The sequence below is a fragment of the Tateyamaria rhodophyticola genome, from assembly GCF_047777875.1.
Taxonomy (GTDB): Bacteria; Pseudomonadota; Alphaproteobacteria; order Rhodobacterales; family Rhodobacteraceae; genus Tateyamaria.
The window spans coordinates 149,351-164,828 of record NZ_CP180519.1 but is presented as its reverse complement, the minus strand read 5'-3'; the positions used below and the strand labels follow the sequence as shown (position 1 = coordinate 164,828).

At 63.2% G+C, this 15,478-nt stretch carries 18 protein-coding genes and 2 tRNA genes; 11 read left to right on the top strand and 9 right to left on the bottom strand.

The annotated features are described in order from the left end of the window. Positions 1-149: 149 nt before the first annotated feature. A tRNA-Tyr gene (locus tag ACERHN_RS02130) sits at positions 150-233 on the bottom strand. 102 nt (positions 234-335) lie between these two features. On the opposite strand from ACERHN_RS02130, the gene rlmB reads away from it, so the two are divergent. The 3 genes from rlmB to ACERHN_RS02115 all read left to right on the top strand — a co-directional run bounded on the left by rlmB (position 336) and on the right by ACERHN_RS02115 (position 2,087). Continuing rightward, positions 336-1,124 carry a 23S rRNA (guanosine(2251)-2'-O)-methyltransferase RlmB gene (rlmB, locus tag ACERHN_RS02125; protein ID WP_415920998.1) on the top strand — a complete coding sequence of 263 codons (789 nt, stop codon included), beginning with the start codon at positions 336-338 and terminating at the stop codon, positions 1,122-1,124. After that, entirely contained in the window at positions 1,096-1,416 is a 321-nt protein-coding gene (locus ACERHN_RS02120; protein ID WP_415920997.1) for a hypothetical protein, read from the top strand. Before rlmB ends, ACERHN_RS02120 begins: the two co-directional genes overlap by 29 nt. A gap of 197 nt (positions 1,417-1,613) precedes the next feature. Then, on the top strand, positions 1,614-2,087 hold the full coding sequence (locus ACERHN_RS02115) for a CoA-binding protein (protein ID WP_415920996.1): 474 nt from the start codon (positions 1,614-1,616) through the stop codon (positions 2,085-2,087). A 267-nt stretch (positions 2,088-2,354) separates the two neighbouring features. Here the strand turns inward: ACERHN_RS02115 and ACERHN_RS02110 are convergent, their stop codons facing one another. Beyond that, on the bottom strand, positions 2,355-2,750 hold the full coding sequence (locus tag ACERHN_RS02110) for a DUF2147 domain-containing protein (protein ID WP_415920995.1): 396 nt from the start codon (positions 2,748-2,750) through the stop codon (positions 2,355-2,357). Positions 2,751-2,914: 164 nt separating this feature from the next. Next, positions 2,915-3,295 (bottom strand): DUF2147 domain-containing protein, encoded by a 381-nt coding sequence (locus tag ACERHN_RS02105; protein ID WP_415920994.1) that lies wholly within the window; start codon positions 3,293-3,295, stop codon positions 2,915-2,917. Positions 3,296-3,432: 137 nt separating this feature from the next. Between ACERHN_RS02105 and hisA the strand changes: the two genes are divergently transcribed. After that, complete coding sequence (hisA, locus tag ACERHN_RS02100) at positions 3,433-4,152, top strand: 1-(5-phosphoribosyl)-5-[(5-phosphoribosylamino)methylideneamino]imidazole-4-carboxamide isomerase (protein ID WP_415922786.1); 720 nt, start codon at positions 3,433-3,435, stop codon at positions 4,150-4,152. Between the two features lie 29 nt (positions 4,153-4,181). Here hisA and ACERHN_RS02095 read toward each other — a convergent pair whose 3' ends face one another. Further along, on the bottom strand, positions 4,182-4,634 hold the full coding sequence (locus ACERHN_RS02095) for a DUF302 domain-containing protein (protein WP_415920993.1): 453 nt from the start codon (positions 4,632-4,634) through the stop codon (positions 4,182-4,184). Between the two features lie 182 nt (positions 4,635-4,816). Between ACERHN_RS02095 and hisF the strand changes: the two genes are divergently transcribed. The 3 genes from hisF (at position 4,817) to ACERHN_RS02080 (ending at position 6,878) form a co-directional block, all read left to right on the top strand. Continuing rightward, complete coding sequence (hisF, locus tag ACERHN_RS02090; protein WP_415920992.1) at positions 4,817-5,578, top strand: imidazole glycerol phosphate synthase subunit HisF; 762 nt, start codon at positions 4,817-4,819, stop codon at positions 5,576-5,578. A 25-nt stretch (positions 5,579-5,603) separates the two neighbouring features. Beyond that, positions 5,604-5,915, top strand: a complete 312-nt coding sequence (locus tag ACERHN_RS02085) for a phosphoribosyl-ATP diphosphatase (RefSeq protein ID WP_415920991.1) — start codon at positions 5,604-5,606, stop codon at positions 5,913-5,915. 309 nt (positions 5,916-6,224) lie between these two features. Further along, on the top strand, positions 6,225-6,878 hold the full coding sequence (locus ACERHN_RS02080) for a hypothetical protein (protein WP_415920990.1): 654 nt from the start codon (positions 6,225-6,227) through the stop codon (positions 6,876-6,878). Positions 6,879-6,905: 27 nt separating this feature from the next. Here ACERHN_RS02080 and hisH read toward each other — a convergent pair whose 3' ends face one another. The 4 genes from hisH to ACERHN_RS02060 all read right to left on the bottom strand — a co-directional run bounded on the left by hisH (position 6,906) and on the right by ACERHN_RS02060 (position 9,237). Continuing rightward, complete coding sequence (hisH, locus tag ACERHN_RS02075) at positions 6,906-7,547, bottom strand: imidazole glycerol phosphate synthase subunit HisH (protein ID WP_415920989.1); 642 nt, start codon at positions 7,545-7,547, stop codon at positions 6,906-6,908. Further along, positions 7,544-8,131: an imidazoleglycerol-phosphate dehydratase HisB gene (gene hisB / locus ACERHN_RS02070; RefSeq protein WP_415920988.1), complete on the bottom strand. Its 588-nt coding sequence runs from the start codon at positions 8,129-8,131 to the stop codon at positions 7,544-7,546. Before hisB ends, hisH begins: the two co-directional genes overlap by 4 nt. Before the next feature lie 102 nt (positions 8,132-8,233). Next, complete coding sequence (locus tag ACERHN_RS02065) at positions 8,234-8,944, bottom strand: porin (protein WP_415920987.1); 711 nt, start codon at positions 8,942-8,944, stop codon at positions 8,234-8,236. Positions 8,945-9,162: 218 nt separating this feature from the next. Beyond that, positions 9,163-9,237: transfer RNA gene (locus ACERHN_RS02060), tRNA-Gly, on the bottom strand. Positions 9,238-9,357: 120 nt separating this feature from the next. Here ACERHN_RS02060 and ACERHN_RS02055 point away from each other — a divergent pair. Both ACERHN_RS02055 and ACERHN_RS02050 read left to right on the top strand, forming a co-directional pair. After that, positions 9,358-9,774: a hypothetical protein gene (locus ACERHN_RS02055; RefSeq protein WP_415920986.1), complete on the top strand. Its 417-nt coding sequence runs from the start codon at positions 9,358-9,360 to the stop codon at positions 9,772-9,774. Between the two features lie 12 nt (positions 9,775-9,786). After that, positions 9,787-10,680, top strand: coding sequence for a YHYH protein (locus ACERHN_RS02050; RefSeq protein ID WP_415920985.1), 894 nt, complete (start codon positions 9,787-9,789; stop codon positions 10,678-10,680). Here ACERHN_RS02050 and ACERHN_RS02045 read toward each other — a convergent pair. Beyond that, positions 10,677-11,057, bottom strand: a complete 381-nt coding sequence (locus ACERHN_RS02045; protein ID WP_415920984.1) for a VOC family protein — start codon at positions 11,055-11,057, stop codon at positions 10,677-10,679. The two genes, ACERHN_RS02050 and ACERHN_RS02045, sit on opposite strands and share 4 nt — an antisense overlap. Positions 11,058-11,154: 97 nt before the next feature. Here ACERHN_RS02045 and ACERHN_RS02040 point away from each other — a divergent pair, with 97 nt between their 5' ends. Together ACERHN_RS02040 and ACERHN_RS02035 are read left to right on the top strand one after the other, a co-directional pair. Continuing rightward, on the top strand, positions 11,155-11,700 hold the full coding sequence (locus ACERHN_RS02040; protein ID WP_415920983.1) for a superoxide dismutase family protein: 546 nt from the start codon (positions 11,155-11,157) through the stop codon (positions 11,698-11,700). A gap of 125 nt (positions 11,701-11,825) precedes the next feature. Further along, a complete protein-coding gene (locus ACERHN_RS02035) occupies positions 11,826-15,272 on the top strand; it encodes a pyruvate carboxylase (RefSeq protein ID WP_415920982.1) in 3,447 nt (1,148 codons plus the stop codon). The last annotated feature ends 206 nt before the right edge of the window (positions 15,273-15,478 follow it).

Genomic DNA, 15,478 nt, shown 5'->3' with positions numbered 1-15,478 from the left:
AGGGGCGGAGCGCTGCGTGCGCGACCGTGCACGCGCAAATACCAGACCGCAGTCGCGGCGACTCAGGACCGGCCAGGCTCCAACGGCGATGCCACAGGACGGGACGGCAATCGGTCAGCGCGCGCATGATAGTTGTGGAGGGAAGAAAGTGGTGGGCGACCCTGGAATCGAACCAGGCGTGCGTCTCCGCGAGGGAGTTACAGTCCCCTGCCACACCTTGCGGCCTGTCGCCCACTGCGCCAAAAGGGGCGAACCCCGGATCGGCGTGAGCGCGTGATTACCGGGCGGCCCCGGATGGGTCAAGGGCGAAATTGGGCAAGGCAGGACCACACGCAATGGCAACGAAAAAGCCCAAATGGGTGGTGGCCAAAGAACAGGCCAAAAAGGCGGACGCAGCAGCGACTGTGTGGCTCTTTGGACTGCATGCGGTGCGCGATGCGCTGATGAACCCGCGGCGTGAAAAGCTGCGGCTGATTGTGACGCTGAACGCCCTTTCGAAACTGGAGGAGGCCGTTGCGCAGTCGGGGCTGACACCTGAAATGGCGGATCCGCGCCGCTTTCCTGCGCCACTTGATCCTGGCTCGGTGCATCAGGGGGCAGCGCTTGAGGTGAAGCCGCTCGACTGGGGACGGCTCGCGGATGTGGCCATTGGCGCCGAAGTGCCACGGCTGGTGCTGCTCGACCGGGTGACGGATCCGCACAATGTGGGCGCGATCCTGCGTTCGGCAGAGGTGTTTGGCGCCTCGGCCGTGATCGGGACGCGGCATCATTCTGCGCCGGAGACGGGGGCGTTGGCGAAAACCGCGTCGGGCGCGCTGGAACGTCAGCCCTATCTGCGGGTGCGGAACCTTGCGGATGCAATCGTGGAGTTGCAGCACATGGGCTATGTCGTTCTGGGCCTCGATGGTACAGCCGATATGGACATCGAAGACGCGCTGCACGAGCGGCGCGCGGGGCCTGTGGCGCTGGTGTTCGGGGCCGAAGGGCCGGGCCTGCGGGACAAGACCAAGGCCACGTGCGACATGCTGGTACGGATCGACGCAGCCGGTGGTTTCGGGTCGCTCAACGTTTCAAACGCCGCGGCTGTCGCCTTATATGCAAGCAGACCACGTTCAGGAGGCTGACATCGCGCACCCTACGAAAATTGCGACCTGCTGCTATTGCGGCACCCGTGCCGCGCTTGTGCTGAGCGGGCGGGACCGTCACGAGCTGGCCTGTTCCAGCTGCGGCGCACCGCTCCATGACCTCAAGATGTTGCCGAAGAAAAAGAGCAAGAGCGCCGAACGCGAGCTGATCCGCCCATCGCCCGTGCGCACCAAACAGATGCCGAAAAAGCGCAAACGCAAAAGCAAGCTGCGCCGCTTTGCCGACATGTTCGAAGACGCGTTCGACATTATCGAAGATATTCTGGACTGAGGCGGCCAACCTTAACCTTGCGTTCACAGTATTGCGAGACGGTCTTTATCGAGCGACAGACGTGCCTATCTGTCCTTCATGAGCTGCGGGTTTGGAACACCTGCAGATACAATCACTGTCCCTCGTTCCGCACCTTGCGCCCCGCCATCATGGACGGGGCGCTTTTTTATCGTGGCGCGATCAGGTAGCGATATCGGATGAGCGATTATACCGATGCCCATCTGCGCGACGTGCTGACGCGCACCAAATCCATCGCAGTGGTGGGTGTCTCCACGAACCCGGTGCGCCCAAGCTTTTTCGTGGCGCGCTATCTGGGTCTCAAGGGCTTTGACGTGCATCCCGTCAACCCCGTCTATGCCGGGCAAACGCTGCTGGGCAAACCCATTGCGGCGTCGCTTGCCGATCTGACGGCGCCGGTGGACATGGTCGATATCTTTCGCCGGTCGGACGCGGTGCCCGAGATCGTGGACGAAGCGCTTGGCGTGCTGCCGGGGCTCAAAACGATCTGGATGCAGATTGGCGTCGAACACGGCCCCGCCACGGCCAAGGCCGAAGCGGCAGGCGTCACGGTCATTCAGAACCGCTGTCCCAAGATCGAATACCAACGCCTGTTTGGCGAACTGCGCATGGGCGGCTTTGCCACTGGCGTGATCTCGTCGAAGCTGCCCTAGGCTCGGGACGCATTGACCCTGACGCGCGCGGTCTTGCGCAATACAGCAGGTCAATGGCGCTTCAGACTCAAGGGCTTGCGGCGCTATTCCGTCAGAAAGTCCATCTCATCGGAGACGTCAAAACCGCTTTGCCTCAGTGGCTTGGGTAGCATGAAAACAGAGCCTCAATTCGTCTTTCGCCCAAAACGATTGATACATCGCCATATGACCGGTCAGCACAGGCAAAGCATCTACAAAAGGGCGCCGCTGGATTAACTTATCATGGACTTAGCGGACGCGCTGCCACGTCTGGCTCTGACAGACCGGGCCAAGGCACCCCGACACTGTCATGCGGTTGCCGTCGACTTCCATTTTACCGTCATAGCTGCGGTTATGCGCGGGAACAAAGGCGCGGCCTTCATATGTTCCCTGCTGGCCGGTCATGTCCCAGAACACGCGCTGTCCAACTGTGGGCGCGGGCACCGGGTCGCCGTCCGGCGCAAAGACTTTGATGATTGTCCCGCAATAGGCCGTGCCGCATTGTGTGGCCTGCACATGTGCCACCTGACCTTTGGCATCGGGTTCCGTGCGCCAGACCCCCTCGGGGCTGGCCAGTGCTGCACCGGGCTGCATGAACAGCGACAACAGCGCGGCAAGCGCAATTGGAAGGCCGAGATATGTCATGTGCGTGTTCCCATGTCGTGTCAGGGGGGCAACGCGCACCGGGTTCCACCGGTTCCAACGTGCCCTGACTGCATGGGATATTGAACCGCTTGCACCGGGTTCAAGAGGGGGCGCGCAAGGCCCGTGACCGCTGGCCCGGCCTTGCGCGGAAAAGCGCGTAACGCTTACTGGATGCGGGTCCACGTCTGGCCGCGGCAGATCGGGCCGACGCAGCCCGACACCTTGAGCGAATTGCCGTTCAGCGACATTTTGGACCGGTATGTCTTGTCGACATCCGGTGCCCAGATGCGACCGCCGCTATAGCTGCCGCCGCCCTTGGCTTCCATGTCCCAGATCATCCGCTTGCCGGTGCTGGAGGTGTCGGTGCTGTTGACCACTTTGGCGATGGTGCCGCACAGGGCCGCGCCGCAGGCTGCGATCTTGACGTGCAGAAACGCGCCGCTGTCGCTGGTTTCGGTTTTCCAGACGCCTTCGACCGGATCCGCGGCAAATGCCGCACCCGCACCGGCCAGCACGAGGGCCGTGGCTGCAAAAAGCTGTTTCATGGTGTTCTCCTCCACATGATGCGCAAAACCTTGGGGCAAGCAGGGCCGCCATGGCAAGAATGACCTTGGGTCGCGTTGCAAATGACGTGGCGGGCTGGCATGTGCGGGCGGAGCATAATTCTGACAAGGCCCGGCCCATGATCCTTTACCCCGCCATCGACCTCAAAGACGGCGCTGCCGTGCGCCTTGTGCATGGGGAAATGGACAGCGCCACGGTGTTCAATGACGACCCGGCCGCACAGGCCCGCGCCTTTGTCGCGGCGGGGTGCGAATGGCTGCACCTGGTGGATCTGAACGGTGCCTTTGCCGGCGCGCCCGTCAACGCCGCCCCGGTCGAGGCGATCCTGGCCGCCTGCGATGTGCCCGCACAACTGGGCGGCGGCATCCGCGACATGGCCACGATCGAGGCGTGGCTGGACAAGGGCCTTGCCCGCGTCATCCTCGGGACCGTGGCCGTGGAAAACCCGGACCTCGTGCGCACCGCGGCGCGCGCCTTTCCGGGGCAGGTGGCCGTGGGCATTGATGCGCGCGGCGGAAAGGTCGCGACCAAGGGCTGGGCCGAGGAAACGGATGTGGATGCGACGGATCTTGCCCGGTCGTTCGAGGACGCGGGCGTGGCGGCCATCATCTATACCGATATCAACCGCGACGGAGCGATGGGCGGGCCGAACGTGCCAGGTACGGCGGCTCTGGCCCGGGCCGTGGACATCCCCGTGATCGCGTCCGGCGGCGTGTCCTCACTGGATGACCTCAAGGGCCTCAAGGCCACGGGCGTCATTGCCGGCGCGATCTCCGGGCGCGCCCTCTATGACGGCGCGATTGATCTTGGCGCCGCGCTCAAAGCACTGAAAGCCTAGGGGCCGCAGCGCGCGGCCCCGGCTCTGCATTACTGCGCAACGCCATCCGTGAACTTGGCCAGCGCACCGGTCATCACATTCAGGTACGGCGCGTTTTCGGACACGCCGCCAAGACCGCCCAGCATCGACTTGGGATCTTCGTAGGCGATCATGGTCTTGCCCGTGCCGTCTTCGAACACCAGCACCTTGAGCGGCAGGTACAGCCCCGCGACCGGGTCGTCCTTCATCGCGGGCGTGCCGACCTTGGGATTGCCAAAGATCAACAATTGCGACGCGCCGATATCCTCACCGATCGACTGCGCGCCCGCGCCGTGATCCACGCGGGCAAAAACGGTGATGCCAGCACCTTCCATCGCGCTGACCAGTGCATCCACCGTGTCCGAAACACCGGCTGCCGCCTCCTTGCGGATGATCCCGCTGTCTCCGGCCATCGCCGCTCCCGTCACTGTCATCGCCAAAATCCATCCCAAAAGAAAACGCATGAGTGCTCCTCCAATTTGCATCTCCCGTCAGGTGGCATCTGTCCAACCTGCCGCCCAGACACCTTTTCGTGATAGGCGGGACATCTCCCATGTCTCTGTTCTGAAAAAATCCCGGGGTGAGGCCGCAGGCCGAGGGGCAGAGCCCCTTTCCACGCCTGCAAAACCGCAGTACGACACCGCCTATGCTCAAGACACGCATCATACCCTGCCTCGACGTGGCCGATGGCCGCGTGGTCAAAGGCGTCAATTTCGTCGACCTCATTGATGCGGGCGATCCCGTGGAGGCTGCGCGCGCCTATGATGCGGCGGGGGCGGATGAGCTGTGTTTTCTCGACATCCACGCCACCCACGAAAACCGCGGCACGATGTTTGACCTGGTCCGGCGCACGGCCGAACAGTGCTTCATCCCCCTGACCGTCGGGGGCGGTGTGCGTACGGTGGCCGATGTGCGCGCGCTTCTGCTTGCTGGCGCGGACAAGGTGTCGTTCAACTCCGCTGCCGTGGCCAACCCGGACGTCCTGCGCCACGCGGCGGATCAATTCGGCAGCCAATGCATCGTCTGCGCCATCGATGCCAAGACGGTCAGCCCCGGAAAATGGGAAATCTTCACCCATGGGGGGCGCAAACCCACGGGCATCGATGCGGTCGAATTTGCCCGCACCGCTGCCGCAAGGGGGGCAGGGGAGATTTTGCTGACGTCGATGGACCGGGACGGCACGCGCGCAGGTTTCAACCTGCCGCTCACGCGCGCCATCTCCGATGCCGTGCCCATCCCGGTGATTGCCAGCGGCGGCGTGGGCACGCTCGACCATCTGGTCGATGGCGTGACCCAAGGGGGCGCGTCCGCCGTGCTGGCCGCATCCATCTTCCATTTCGGTGACTACACCATCGCACAGGCCAAGGCGCATATGGCCGCCGCCGGTATCCCGATGCGGATCACCTGACGCAACCGATACCAGGGCACATGCCATGACGCTTGATGATCTCTACACCACCATCCTCAGCCGCAAGGGGGCCGACCCCGACAGCTCCTGGACGGCCAAGCTTCTGGCCAAGGGGCCGGAGAAATGTGCCGAGAAGTTCGGCGAAGAGGCCGTCGAGGCCATCATCGAAGCGGTCCGGGATGACAAGGCGGCCCTCACATCCGAGGCGGCGGATGTGCTGTATCATCTGCTGGTGATGCTGGCCGCGCGCGACGTGGCCGTGTCGGATGTCATGGCCGAACTAGTCCGGCGGCAAGGCACCTCCGGCATTGCCGAAAAAGCCGGACGCACGCCTTAGGGACCGGCCTGCATGATCCGGTCCGTGCAACGCCGCCGCGTGACGGCGTATCACCAACCTGCGCAGCACTGACCGGTCCATGTGTCATTGTGAGGCAGCAGCGATGATGACCGCTTTGCGCGCAGGGATGGCGCATCGCGTGCACGCCTGAGCGGGCCCCGGGTTTGCCAGGGCTTTCCACCATGCGTCCTGGCAGGCTGCGGCGGTCATGGATTCCAGACTTGTGAAATATGCCGGCCCGGTGCAGCGTCGGTGCCAGCGGTCTTCTTTTGGCGCCACAGATTTTGCAAAAACCGTATTGGATGTTTCATGGCCTATGAATTGATCTTCAAGCGCTACGCGCCTTTTTCCAGCTTTGGTGGCGGGTTTCACGGGGACGGACGGTCCGCGCCCAGTGTTGAAGGCAGCGCGCGGGTCTGGGGTATCGTGAATTTTGCCGTGGGCGCGGGTGTGCAGAGCTATGAGGCGAAATCCAGTCCGACCTTCCACACGCTGTCGCCCGGCAGCACGTCCACGCAAACACCAAGCATGACGGTTACCGCCACGGTCAACACGCCGCAACGCCTGACCTTTGTGGCGCACACCGCCGGGTCAAACCCCATGGTGCCGGGTGCGCCGGACATCGACACGTTCATTGATTTCGACATGGATATGACGGGCGGTGCGCCCGAGGTTTCCGTGCGCATGCGCGGCGATGCCTTTCCCAATGGCGAAGTGTTCCTGCGCAAGGATGGCGGGGCGGTGGAAACGCTGCTTGATTTCCAGACGACATATGGCGGGCTGGAAGGGCCGTTTTTTCACCTGATGGGCACCCATTCCGGCACGGTTCTGGCCGAATGCGGCACACGGACCGAATGGCCGCCACAACATGCGCTGGCCCGGACACGCGGCCAGACCCGGTTCGAGCGGGAGCTGCAACGCAGCCCAACCGACCCCGTCATCCGCGATGCGGGTGGCGTCTGACCCTCCGGCGGAGGGCCAAGGCTCTGTCTAAGGTTTCCAGGTCAGGAAATTGCGGATCAGGCGCAGCCCGACATCCTGACTTTTCTCCGGGTGGAACTGCATGCCCAGCATCGTATCACGGCCGACGATGGCGGTGATGTCGCCTGCGTAATCCACATGGGCCAACCGTTCGGCGGGCGTGGCCACGTCAAATTGGTACGAATGCACGAAATAGGTGTGCGCACCCGTGGACACCCCGTCAAACACCGGGTGGTCGGTTTCGATCACGAGGTTGTTCCACCCCATATGCGGCACCTTTAGCGTCGGATCGGATGGCGTGATTTGCACCACGTCTCCGTCGATCCAGCCCAGGCCCGCCGTGTCCTCATATTCGCGCCCCCGCGTTGCCATCAGCTGCATGCCGACACAGATCCCCAGGAACGGGCGCCCACGGACTTCCACCGCTTCGCGCAGCGCGTCATAGACGCCACCCGCAGCGCGCAGCGCTGCGGCACAGGCCGGAAACGCGCCGTCGCCGGGCAGCACGATACGGTCCGCACGCGCGACCATATCCGCGTCCGACGTCACCACGACCGCGCCCGCATCCGCATCCGCGGCCATGCGTTCAAACGCCTTTTGCGCCGAATGCAGGTTGCCGCTTTCGTAGTCGATCAGGACCGTCAGGCTCATAGAGCGCCCTTGGTCGACGGGATCGCATCGGCCCGGCGCGGATCCACCTCGAGTGCATCGCGGAGCGCGCGCGCAACCGCCTTAAAGGCTGCTTCGGCAATGTGGTGGCTGTTGATCCCGTGCAGCATATCCACGTGCAGCGTGATGCCGCCATGGGTGCTGAGCGCCTGAAAGAACTCGCGCACCAGTTCGGTGTCGAATGTGCCGATCTTTGCGGTGGGCAGGTCGACGTTCCAGACCAGAAATGGCCGGCCCGACAGATCGAGCGCAGCCCGCACCAGCGCATCATCCATCGGCAACAGGCACGACCCATAGCGGCGAATACCGGTCTTGTCGCCCATCGCCGCGGCCAGCGCTTGCCCGATGGCGATGCCCACATCCTCGACCGTGTGGTGGTCGTCAATATGCAGATCACCCGCGCATCGCACGGTCATGTCGATCAGCGCATGGCGCGCCAACTGGTCCAGCATGTGGTCGAAAAAGCCCACGCCGGTCTGGTTGTCATAGCTGCCGGTCCCATCAAGGGTCAGCGTCACCGAAATATCGGTTTCGGCAGTGGTGCGCGTAATCGTGTGGCTGCGCATGAGGCAGTCTCCCGCTGTGATCTGCGGCCTCTATAGGGGCAGGGGCGCTCTGGGCCAAGGGGGCGGAATGTCGTTGGGCGGTGTGATGTCCGCCCGAACCGCTCAGAAGCCGGGGATCAACCGGAACAGCCCGCGCTGATCAAAGGTCGCGCCCCGCTCCGCGCCAAACACGATCTTTCCGCCGACGCCGACAAAGGTCTCTGACGCGCTGCCGCCCAGGGCATCGAAATCGGTGGAGCCGACTTCGAGGAACAGGTTCACGGTTTCGGTCACGTCCTTGTCGAGCGTGATGGTGGTTGTTGCGATACTGGCCGTGGAATCGGACCCTGCATCCTCGTGCCGAAGCCCCAGGCCGAGCCCGTTGTCAAAGCCGTAGCGCCCGGCGACACCGATGACGGTTTCGCCGTCATTGTCTATGTCAAAGGACGCGATATAGCCCTCGAAGGCAAATTTGCCGGTCTCATAGCCCGCTTCGATCCCGACCAAGTCAAAGTCGATGTCTTCCACGTCTTCGCGGACATAAAACGCGCCGAGCGACAGATCTTCGCTCACGTGGTAGATGCCGTGCAGGCCGATATTGGAGGTGTCGACATCCGACAGGTCAAAGTCGTTATAGCCGAGGTCCACCTGCACGCTGAAGGCACGGGAAAAGCCGATTTCGACCGACCCTTCGATGTTGAGCCGGCTTAGGTCCGTCTCATCCGCGAAGGTCGAATATTTCAGCTGGAGTGATCCGCCGGTGACCTGAACCTGTTGGGCCAATGCGGATACGGGAAGGGTCGCGCCCAAGAGCGCGATGCTTAGATATTTCATGAATGTGCCTGCTCGCCAGTTGCCCGTCGTTGCGGGTGGGTTTTGCGGATTTCCGCTGGGGCTGATGCTAGTGGGCGTCAGCTCATCGGTCAACGGCGCGCAGATTGGGGGCCGGGGATGTTGCACCGAGGGCACTGTGCCGAAATGCAGACCCCGAAACGCCGAAAAGCGCCACCGGTGGTGACGCTTTTCCGTGTGCCTCTCATCCGAGAGGATGTTGGAGCGGGCGAGGCGATTCGAACGCCCGACCCTAACCTTGGCAAGGTTATGCTCTACCCCTGAGCTACGCCCGCTTCCTTGGGTGAGTGGTCAGATACTTATGTCGCGGGCTGGCTGCAAGAGGAAAAATCGAGCCATTTGAAAAAATCCCCCGATTGCGCGACGGAATGCCGGACGTGGTACGTTTGAGGATCATGGGACGGATGAAAAACATACTGACAAAGGGTGCTGCATTGCTGGGCGCGGGCGCTTTGTCGCTGTGGGCCGGGTTTGCACAGGCCCATGACGGGCCGCACAGTCCGCGGGTTCTGGCCAAGATCGGCAAGGCCACCGTGATCGGCACCGACGTGACGCTGGATCTGACCGTGACGGGGTTGGACCCGGTGCACGGCGTTGCGATCACGCGGCTGTCTGCGCAAGGTGCGCAGGCGGTCACGCTGATGGAACCTGTGCCGGTTGGCTTTGCGAAGGATGTCGTGATCTCGACCCGTTTGCGATTTGACGCGGCGGTGCCGGGGATTTTCACCCTGACCATTGAGTTTGGCGCTGACGGGCAGGGGGGCGTTGTCGTTATCCCGGAACCGGCAGCGACGCTTGCGACAGAAGACTGAGAGGCGCAGCACATGACCCTGACATGGAACACGATCAAGCTGGTGACGCTGAGCGCAGGCATTGCGCTGGCCTGCATTGTTCAGGCGGAGGCACAGCCCAAGCTGCGCCAGCACACCGCCACGCAGGCGCAGGACCTGTCGCTTGCATCCGCGCGCCGCACGGTGCGGGGTGGTCATGTGGATATGGTGGTGCACGGCGGCACGCGCATCATCACGTCGAACGGCGTGCCGACGCACAAGGTGGGCAAGTTTCCCAACACCGGCAATCCCAACCGGATTTCCGCCCAAAACCACCGGTTTCAGGTGCCGGTGTCGCCACGGGTTGGCCGCGCGCAGGGCTTGCAACAGGGCGCGTCGTTCGGCGTGGCGGTCAACGGGGTTCCGTTCGATCCCAACGCGGCAGAATTCTGGCAGGGCAATCCGCGCGCCGGATGGCAGTACAACGCGCTTGGCGGGGCAGTCGCCTTGGGTCTCGATGCGAGTTACGGCCATGTGCAGCCCACCGGGGCATACCATTACCACGGGCTGCCCGTCGGGTTGATGCAGCAGCTGGGCTGGTCCGCGTCCAAGGCGTCGCCTCTGATTGGTTTTGCCGCCGACGGGTTTCCAATCTATGCGCTCACGACGCAAAGAAGCGGGCAAGTGGTGCGCATGACCTCTTCGTATCAGCTGAAATCCGGCAACCGTCCGGGCGGTGCCGCGCCATCGGGTCGGTATGACGGGGCCTTTATGCAGGATTACGAATACCGCGCCGGTTCGGGCAGTCTCGATGAATGCAACGGGGCGCAGGTGACAACGGCCGAATATCCCGACGGCACCTATGCGTATTTCATCACCGATACCTATCCCGTTCTGCCCCGCTGCCTGCGTGGGGCGATGGGATCGGGGTTCACCAAACGACGCTAGGACCGCTGGATCAGGTCCCAGCGGTTTCCAAACACATCACGGAACACCGCCACAATCCCGTATGGCTCAACGCGGGGCGCTTCTTCGAAGGTGATCCCGTCCGCCGCCATCAGCCGCGCGTGATCGCGCGCAAAATCGTCCGTTGCCAGGAACAGCCACACCCGGCCTGCGCCTTGTGCGCCAATCGCGGCGCGCTGCGTGTCTCCATCCGCGCGCGCCAGCACAAAGGTCGGGCCACCGCCGGGCGGTTGCACCTCGACCCAGCGTTTGCGCCCCTGATCCACGTCGGCGATCAGGGCAAACCCCATCTGCCCGCAATAAAAGGCGATGGCCGTGTCGTAGTCCGGGACAATCAGGCTGAGCGACGCGAGATGCATGGGCAGAGTTGATCATGGCTGCGTCAAAATGGCCATGAATAACATCGCCAGCCGAGCCGTTTGCAGGAGGTCACGTATAACCTGATGGAGAACACTCATGACAACGATCGGCAAAACACTCATTGCCACCGCCGTTTTGACTGCGACGATGGGGCTTGGCTGGAAGACCGCTCTGGCGGGCGGGCACGCAAGCACGGCGATGGCGCCGCTCAAGAACGCGGAAGGGGCGGTGATCGGCGCCGCGAACCTGACCCAAAGCCCGCACGGTGTGCTGGTGCATATCAAGGTCAGCGACCTGCCGCCCGGCAAAAAGGGCGTGCATTTCCATGCCAAAGCGCATTGCGACCCGGCCACGGGGTTCAAGTCGTCCCATGGTCACCACGGAGAGGCCGAAGGCGCGCATGGGCTGCTGAACCCCGCGGGTCCGGGCAGCGGGGATCTTGGCAACATTTTTGTCGGCGCGGACGGTGTTGGCGAGATGGAAGTGTTCAAAGTGGGCGCATCGCTCGATGGTGGCGCGCTGCCGCTTCTGGATGCGGACGGCACGGCGATTGTCATTCACGCCAATGCCGATGACCACATCAGCCAGCCCATCGGGGGTGCCGGTCCGCGCATTGTGTGTGGCATCGTCGCGGCGGGCTGAGGCGCTTGGGGCGGCGTTCCGGTCCCCCTCGGGACGCCGCCTACCCAGAACTACGAGTTGTTACCGTCACGTAAACGTCATAAAGGATGCCGCAACTGCGAAATGACTGCCTTCGGGGGGCGAACATGCCAGACTTCCAGAAAATTCTCATTGCCAACCGAGGCGAGATTGCGATCCGCATCATGCGTGCCGCAAACGAGATGGGCAAAAAGACGGTTGCGGTGTTTGCCGAAGAGGACAAGCTGGGCCTGCACCGGTTCAAGGCGGACGAAGCGTATCGCATTGGCGAGGGGCTGGGGCCTGTTGCGGCGTATCTGAGCATCGAAGAAATCATTCGCGTGGCCAAGATGTCCGGCGCGGATGCGATCCACCCGGGCTATGGCCTGCTGTCGGAAAACCCGGACTTTGTGGACGCCTGTGATCAGGCGGGCATCACCTTTATCGGACCCAAGGCCGAAACGATGCGTGCGCTTGGCGACAAGGCATCCGCGCGCAAGGTTGCAGTGGCCGCAGGGGTTCCGGTGATCCCGGCGACCGAAGTGCTGGGCGATGACATGGATGCGATCCGGGCCGAGGCCGCCGAGATCGGGTATCCGCTCATGCTCAAGGCGTCCTGGGGTGGGGGCGGGCGCGGCATGCGCCCGATCCTGGGCGAGGATGAGGTCGAGGAAAAGGTGCTCGAAGGCCGCCGCGAGGCCGAAGCGGCCTTTGGCAACGGTGAAGGGTATCTGGAAAAGATGATCACCCGCGCCCGCCATGTCGAGGTGCAGATCCTCGGCGACAAGCATGGCGGCATGTACCACCTGTTTGAGCGCGATTGTTCGGTGCAGCGGCGCAATCAGAAGGTCGTGGAACGTGCCCCCGCACCCTATCTCGACGCAGCGCAGCGCGAAGAGATCTGCCAGCTGGGTTACAAGATCTGCAAGCACGTGAACTATGAATGCGCGGGCACGGTCGAATTCCTGATGGATATGAACACGGGCAAGTTCTACTTCATCGAGGTGAACCCCCGCGTGCAGGTCGAACACACCGTGACCGAAGAGGTCACAGGCATCGATATCGTGCGCGCCCAGATCCTCATTGCCGAAGGCAAGACCATCGCGGAGGCCACCGGCAAGGATAGCCAGGATGACGTGCAACTGAACGGGCACGCGCTCCAGACCCGCGTGACGACCGAGGACCCGCAGAACAACTTTATCCCTGATTATGGCCGCATCACGGCCTACCGGTCCGCGACCGGTCTTGGCATCCGTCTGGATGGCGGCACGGCCTATGCGGGCGGTGTGATCACGCGGTATTACGACAGCCTGCTGACCAAGGTCACGGCCAAGGCGCCGACGCCGGAAATGGCGATTGCGCGTATGGACCGCGCGCTGCGCGAATTCCGTATCCGGGGCGTGTCGACCAACATCGCCTTTGTCGAAAACCTGCTCAAGCATCCGACATTCCTGTCGAATGAATACACCACCAAGTTCATCGACGAGACACCCGAGCTGTTCCAGTTCAAGCGCCGCCGCGACCGGGGCACCAAGGTGCTGACCTATATTGCGGATATCAGTGTCAACGGCCACCCGGAGGTCAAGGACCGTCCCCGTCCGCGCGCCGATCTCAAGGACCCGCGCCCGCCGGTGTTGCAGGCCGATCCCGCGCATCAGATGGGCACGCGCAACCTGCTGGAGCAGAAGGGCCCGCAGGCCGTGGCCGACTGGATGAAGGCGCAGGACCAGCTGTTGATCACTGACACGACCATGCGCGACGGGCACCAATCGCTGCTGGCCACGCGCATGCGGTCCTATGACATGATCAAGGTCGCGCCCGCTTATGCTGCCAACCTGCCACAGCTGTTCTCGGTCGAATGCTGGGGCGGGGCGACGTTCGACGTGGCCTACAGGTTCTTGCAGGAATGCCCGTGGGAACGCCTGCGCGGGTTGCGGGACAAGATGCCGAACCTGATGACGCAAATGCTGCTGCGCGGAGCCAACGGGGTGGGCTACACCAACTATCCCGACAATGTCGTGCAGGAATTCGTGCGGGTCGCCGCAACCACCGGGATCGACGTGTTCCGCGTGTTCGACAGCCTGAACTGGGTCGAGAACATGCGTGTCGCGATGGATGCCGTGCAGGAGCAGAACAAGGTCTGCGAGGGCACGATCTGCTACACCGGCGACATCATGAACCCGGATCGGGCCAAGTATGACCTGAAATATTACGTGGACATGGGCAATCAGCTGAAGGCGGCGGGCGCGCATGTGCTCGGCCTCAAGGACATGGCGGGCCTGTTGAAACCGGCCGCCGCGCGTATTCTGGTGCGGGCGCTGAAGCAGGAGGTGGGCCTGCCCATCCACTTCCACACGCATGACACCGCAGGCATTGCCTGCGCCACGATCCTCGCCGCCGCCGAGGCAGGCGTGGATGCGGTGGATTGCGCAATGGACGCGCTGTCCGGGAACACATCACAGGCGACACTTGGCACTGTGGTTGGCGCGCTCAAGAACACCGACCGCGACACCGGGCTCAGCGAGGACGCAATCCGCGATATCTCCGACTACTGGGAAGCGGTGCGCGGCCATTACAAGGCGTTCGAGAGCGGGATGCAGGCCCCGTCTTCCGAAGTCTATCTGCACGAGATGCCCGGCGGGCAGTTCACGAACCTCAAGGCGCAGGCGCGTTCGCTCGGGCTTGAGGACCGCTGGCACGAAGTTGCGCGCACCTATGCCGACGTGAACCAGATGTTTGGCGATATCGTCAAGGTGACCCCTTCTTCCAAGGTTGTGGGCGACATGGCGCTGATGATGGTCAGCCAGAACCTGACACGCGAAGACGTCGAACATCCCGACCGCGAGGTGGCCTTTCCCGACAGTGTGGTGGACATGATGCGGGGCAATCTGGGCCAACCTCCGGGTGGCTTCCCGGAGGCGCTGGTGGCCAAGGTGCTCAAGGGCGAGACGCCCAACACCAACCGTCCGGGCGCGGGCGTTGCGCCGGTGGACCTCGACGAGGTCCGCGCAGAGCTGTCCAAAGAGCTCGAAGGACGCGCGGTCGATGATGAGGACCTCAGCGGTTACCTGATGTATCCCAAGGTTTTCCTCGACTATATGGGGCGCCACCGGACATACGGTCCCGTTCGGACCCTGCCGACCAAGACCTTCTTCTATGGCATGCAGCCCGGTGACGAGATCACCGCCGAGATTGACCCCGGCAAGACGCTGGAAATCCGGATGCAGGCCATGGGCGAAACCCACGAAGACGGCGAAGTTCGGGTGTTCTTTGAACTCAACGGCCAGCCTCGGACGATCCGTGTGCCCGACCGCATGGTCAAGGCGAACACCGTCGCGCGCCCCAAGGCCGAGGATGGCAATGCGGACCATGTTGGCGCGCCGATGCCGGGTGTCGTGGCCTCTGTGGGCGTCACCGCCGGGCAAGAGGTGTCCGAGGGCGATCTGCTCCTGACCATAGAGGCGATGAAGATGGAAACGGGTATCCACGCGGAACGCGACGCCGTCATCAAGGCGGTGCATGTCTCGGCTGGTGGTCAGATCGACGCCAAGGACCTGCTGATCGAACTGGAGTGACCCCGCCGCTTGAGGCGTTGGGCTTGAACGGTACGCCCGTCCTGTTGGCGGGCGGGCACAGCAATGCGGTGTTTGGCGTGCACGCACATTTGCTCAAATCAACCCGGCGCACAGGCCGCCAAGATGGGCTGGCTGCATTCCGTTCTGGATACGCGCAGCGCGCCGGTTTTCGCGTTGCGAGTCCGATCCCCAGCGTTGCGGGGGAC

Bases quoted from the DNA above. Each gene is read 5' to 3' on its own strand.
- rlmB (WP_415920998.1), top strand. From the start codon at position 336: ATGGCAACGAAAAAGCCCAAATGGGTGGTGGCCAAAGAACAGGCCAAA.
- ACERHN_RS02120 (WP_415920997.1), top strand. From the start codon at position 1,096: ATGCAAGCAGACCACGTTCAGGAGGCTGACATCGCGCACCCTACGAAA.
- ACERHN_RS02115 (WP_415920996.1), top strand. From the start codon at position 1,614: ATGAGCGATTATACCGATGCCCATCTGCGCGACGTGCTGACGCGCACC.
- ACERHN_RS02110 (WP_415920995.1), bottom strand. From the start codon at position 2,750: ATGACATATCTCGGCCTTCCAATTGCGCTTGCCGCGCTGTTGTCGCTG.
- ACERHN_RS02105 (WP_415920994.1), bottom strand. From the start codon at position 3,295: ATGAAACAGCTTTTTGCAGCCACGGCCCTCGTGCTGGCCGGTGCGGGT.
- hisA (WP_415922786.1), top strand. From the start codon at position 3,433: ATGATCCTTTACCCCGCCATCGACCTCAAAGACGGCGCTGCCGTGCGC.
- ACERHN_RS02095 (WP_415920993.1), bottom strand. From the start codon at position 4,634: ATGCGTTTTCTTTTGGGATGGATTTTGGCGATGACAGTGACGGGAGCG.
- hisF (WP_415920992.1), top strand. From the start codon at position 4,817: ATGCTCAAGACACGCATCATACCCTGCCTCGACGTGGCCGATGGCCGC.
- ACERHN_RS02085 (WP_415920991.1), top strand. From the start codon at position 5,604: ATGACGCTTGATGATCTCTACACCACCATCCTCAGCCGCAAGGGGGCC.
- ACERHN_RS02080 (WP_415920990.1), top strand. From the start codon at position 6,225: ATGGCCTATGAATTGATCTTCAAGCGCTACGCGCCTTTTTCCAGCTTT.
- hisH (WP_415920989.1), bottom strand. From the start codon at position 7,547: ATGAGCCTGACGGTCCTGATCGACTACGAAAGCGGCAACCTGCATTCG.
- hisB (WP_415920988.1), bottom strand. From the start codon at position 8,131: ATGCGCAGCCACACGATTACGCGCACCACTGCCGAAACCGATATTTCG.
- ACERHN_RS02065 (WP_415920987.1), bottom strand. From the start codon at position 8,944: ATGAAATATCTAAGCATCGCGCTCTTGGGCGCGACCCTTCCCGTATCC.
- ACERHN_RS02055 (WP_415920986.1), top strand. From the start codon at position 9,358: ATGGGACGGATGAAAAACATACTGACAAAGGGTGCTGCATTGCTGGGC.
- ACERHN_RS02050 (WP_415920985.1), top strand. From the start codon at position 9,787: ATGACCCTGACATGGAACACGATCAAGCTGGTGACGCTGAGCGCAGGC.
- ACERHN_RS02045 (WP_415920984.1), bottom strand. From the start codon at position 11,057: ATGCATCTCGCGTCGCTCAGCCTGATTGTCCCGGACTACGACACGGCC.
- ACERHN_RS02040 (WP_415920983.1), top strand. From the start codon at position 11,155: ATGACAACGATCGGCAAAACACTCATTGCCACCGCCGTTTTGACTGCG.
- ACERHN_RS02035 (WP_415920982.1), top strand. From the start codon at position 11,826: ATGCCAGACTTCCAGAAAATTCTCATTGCCAACCGAGGCGAGATTGCG.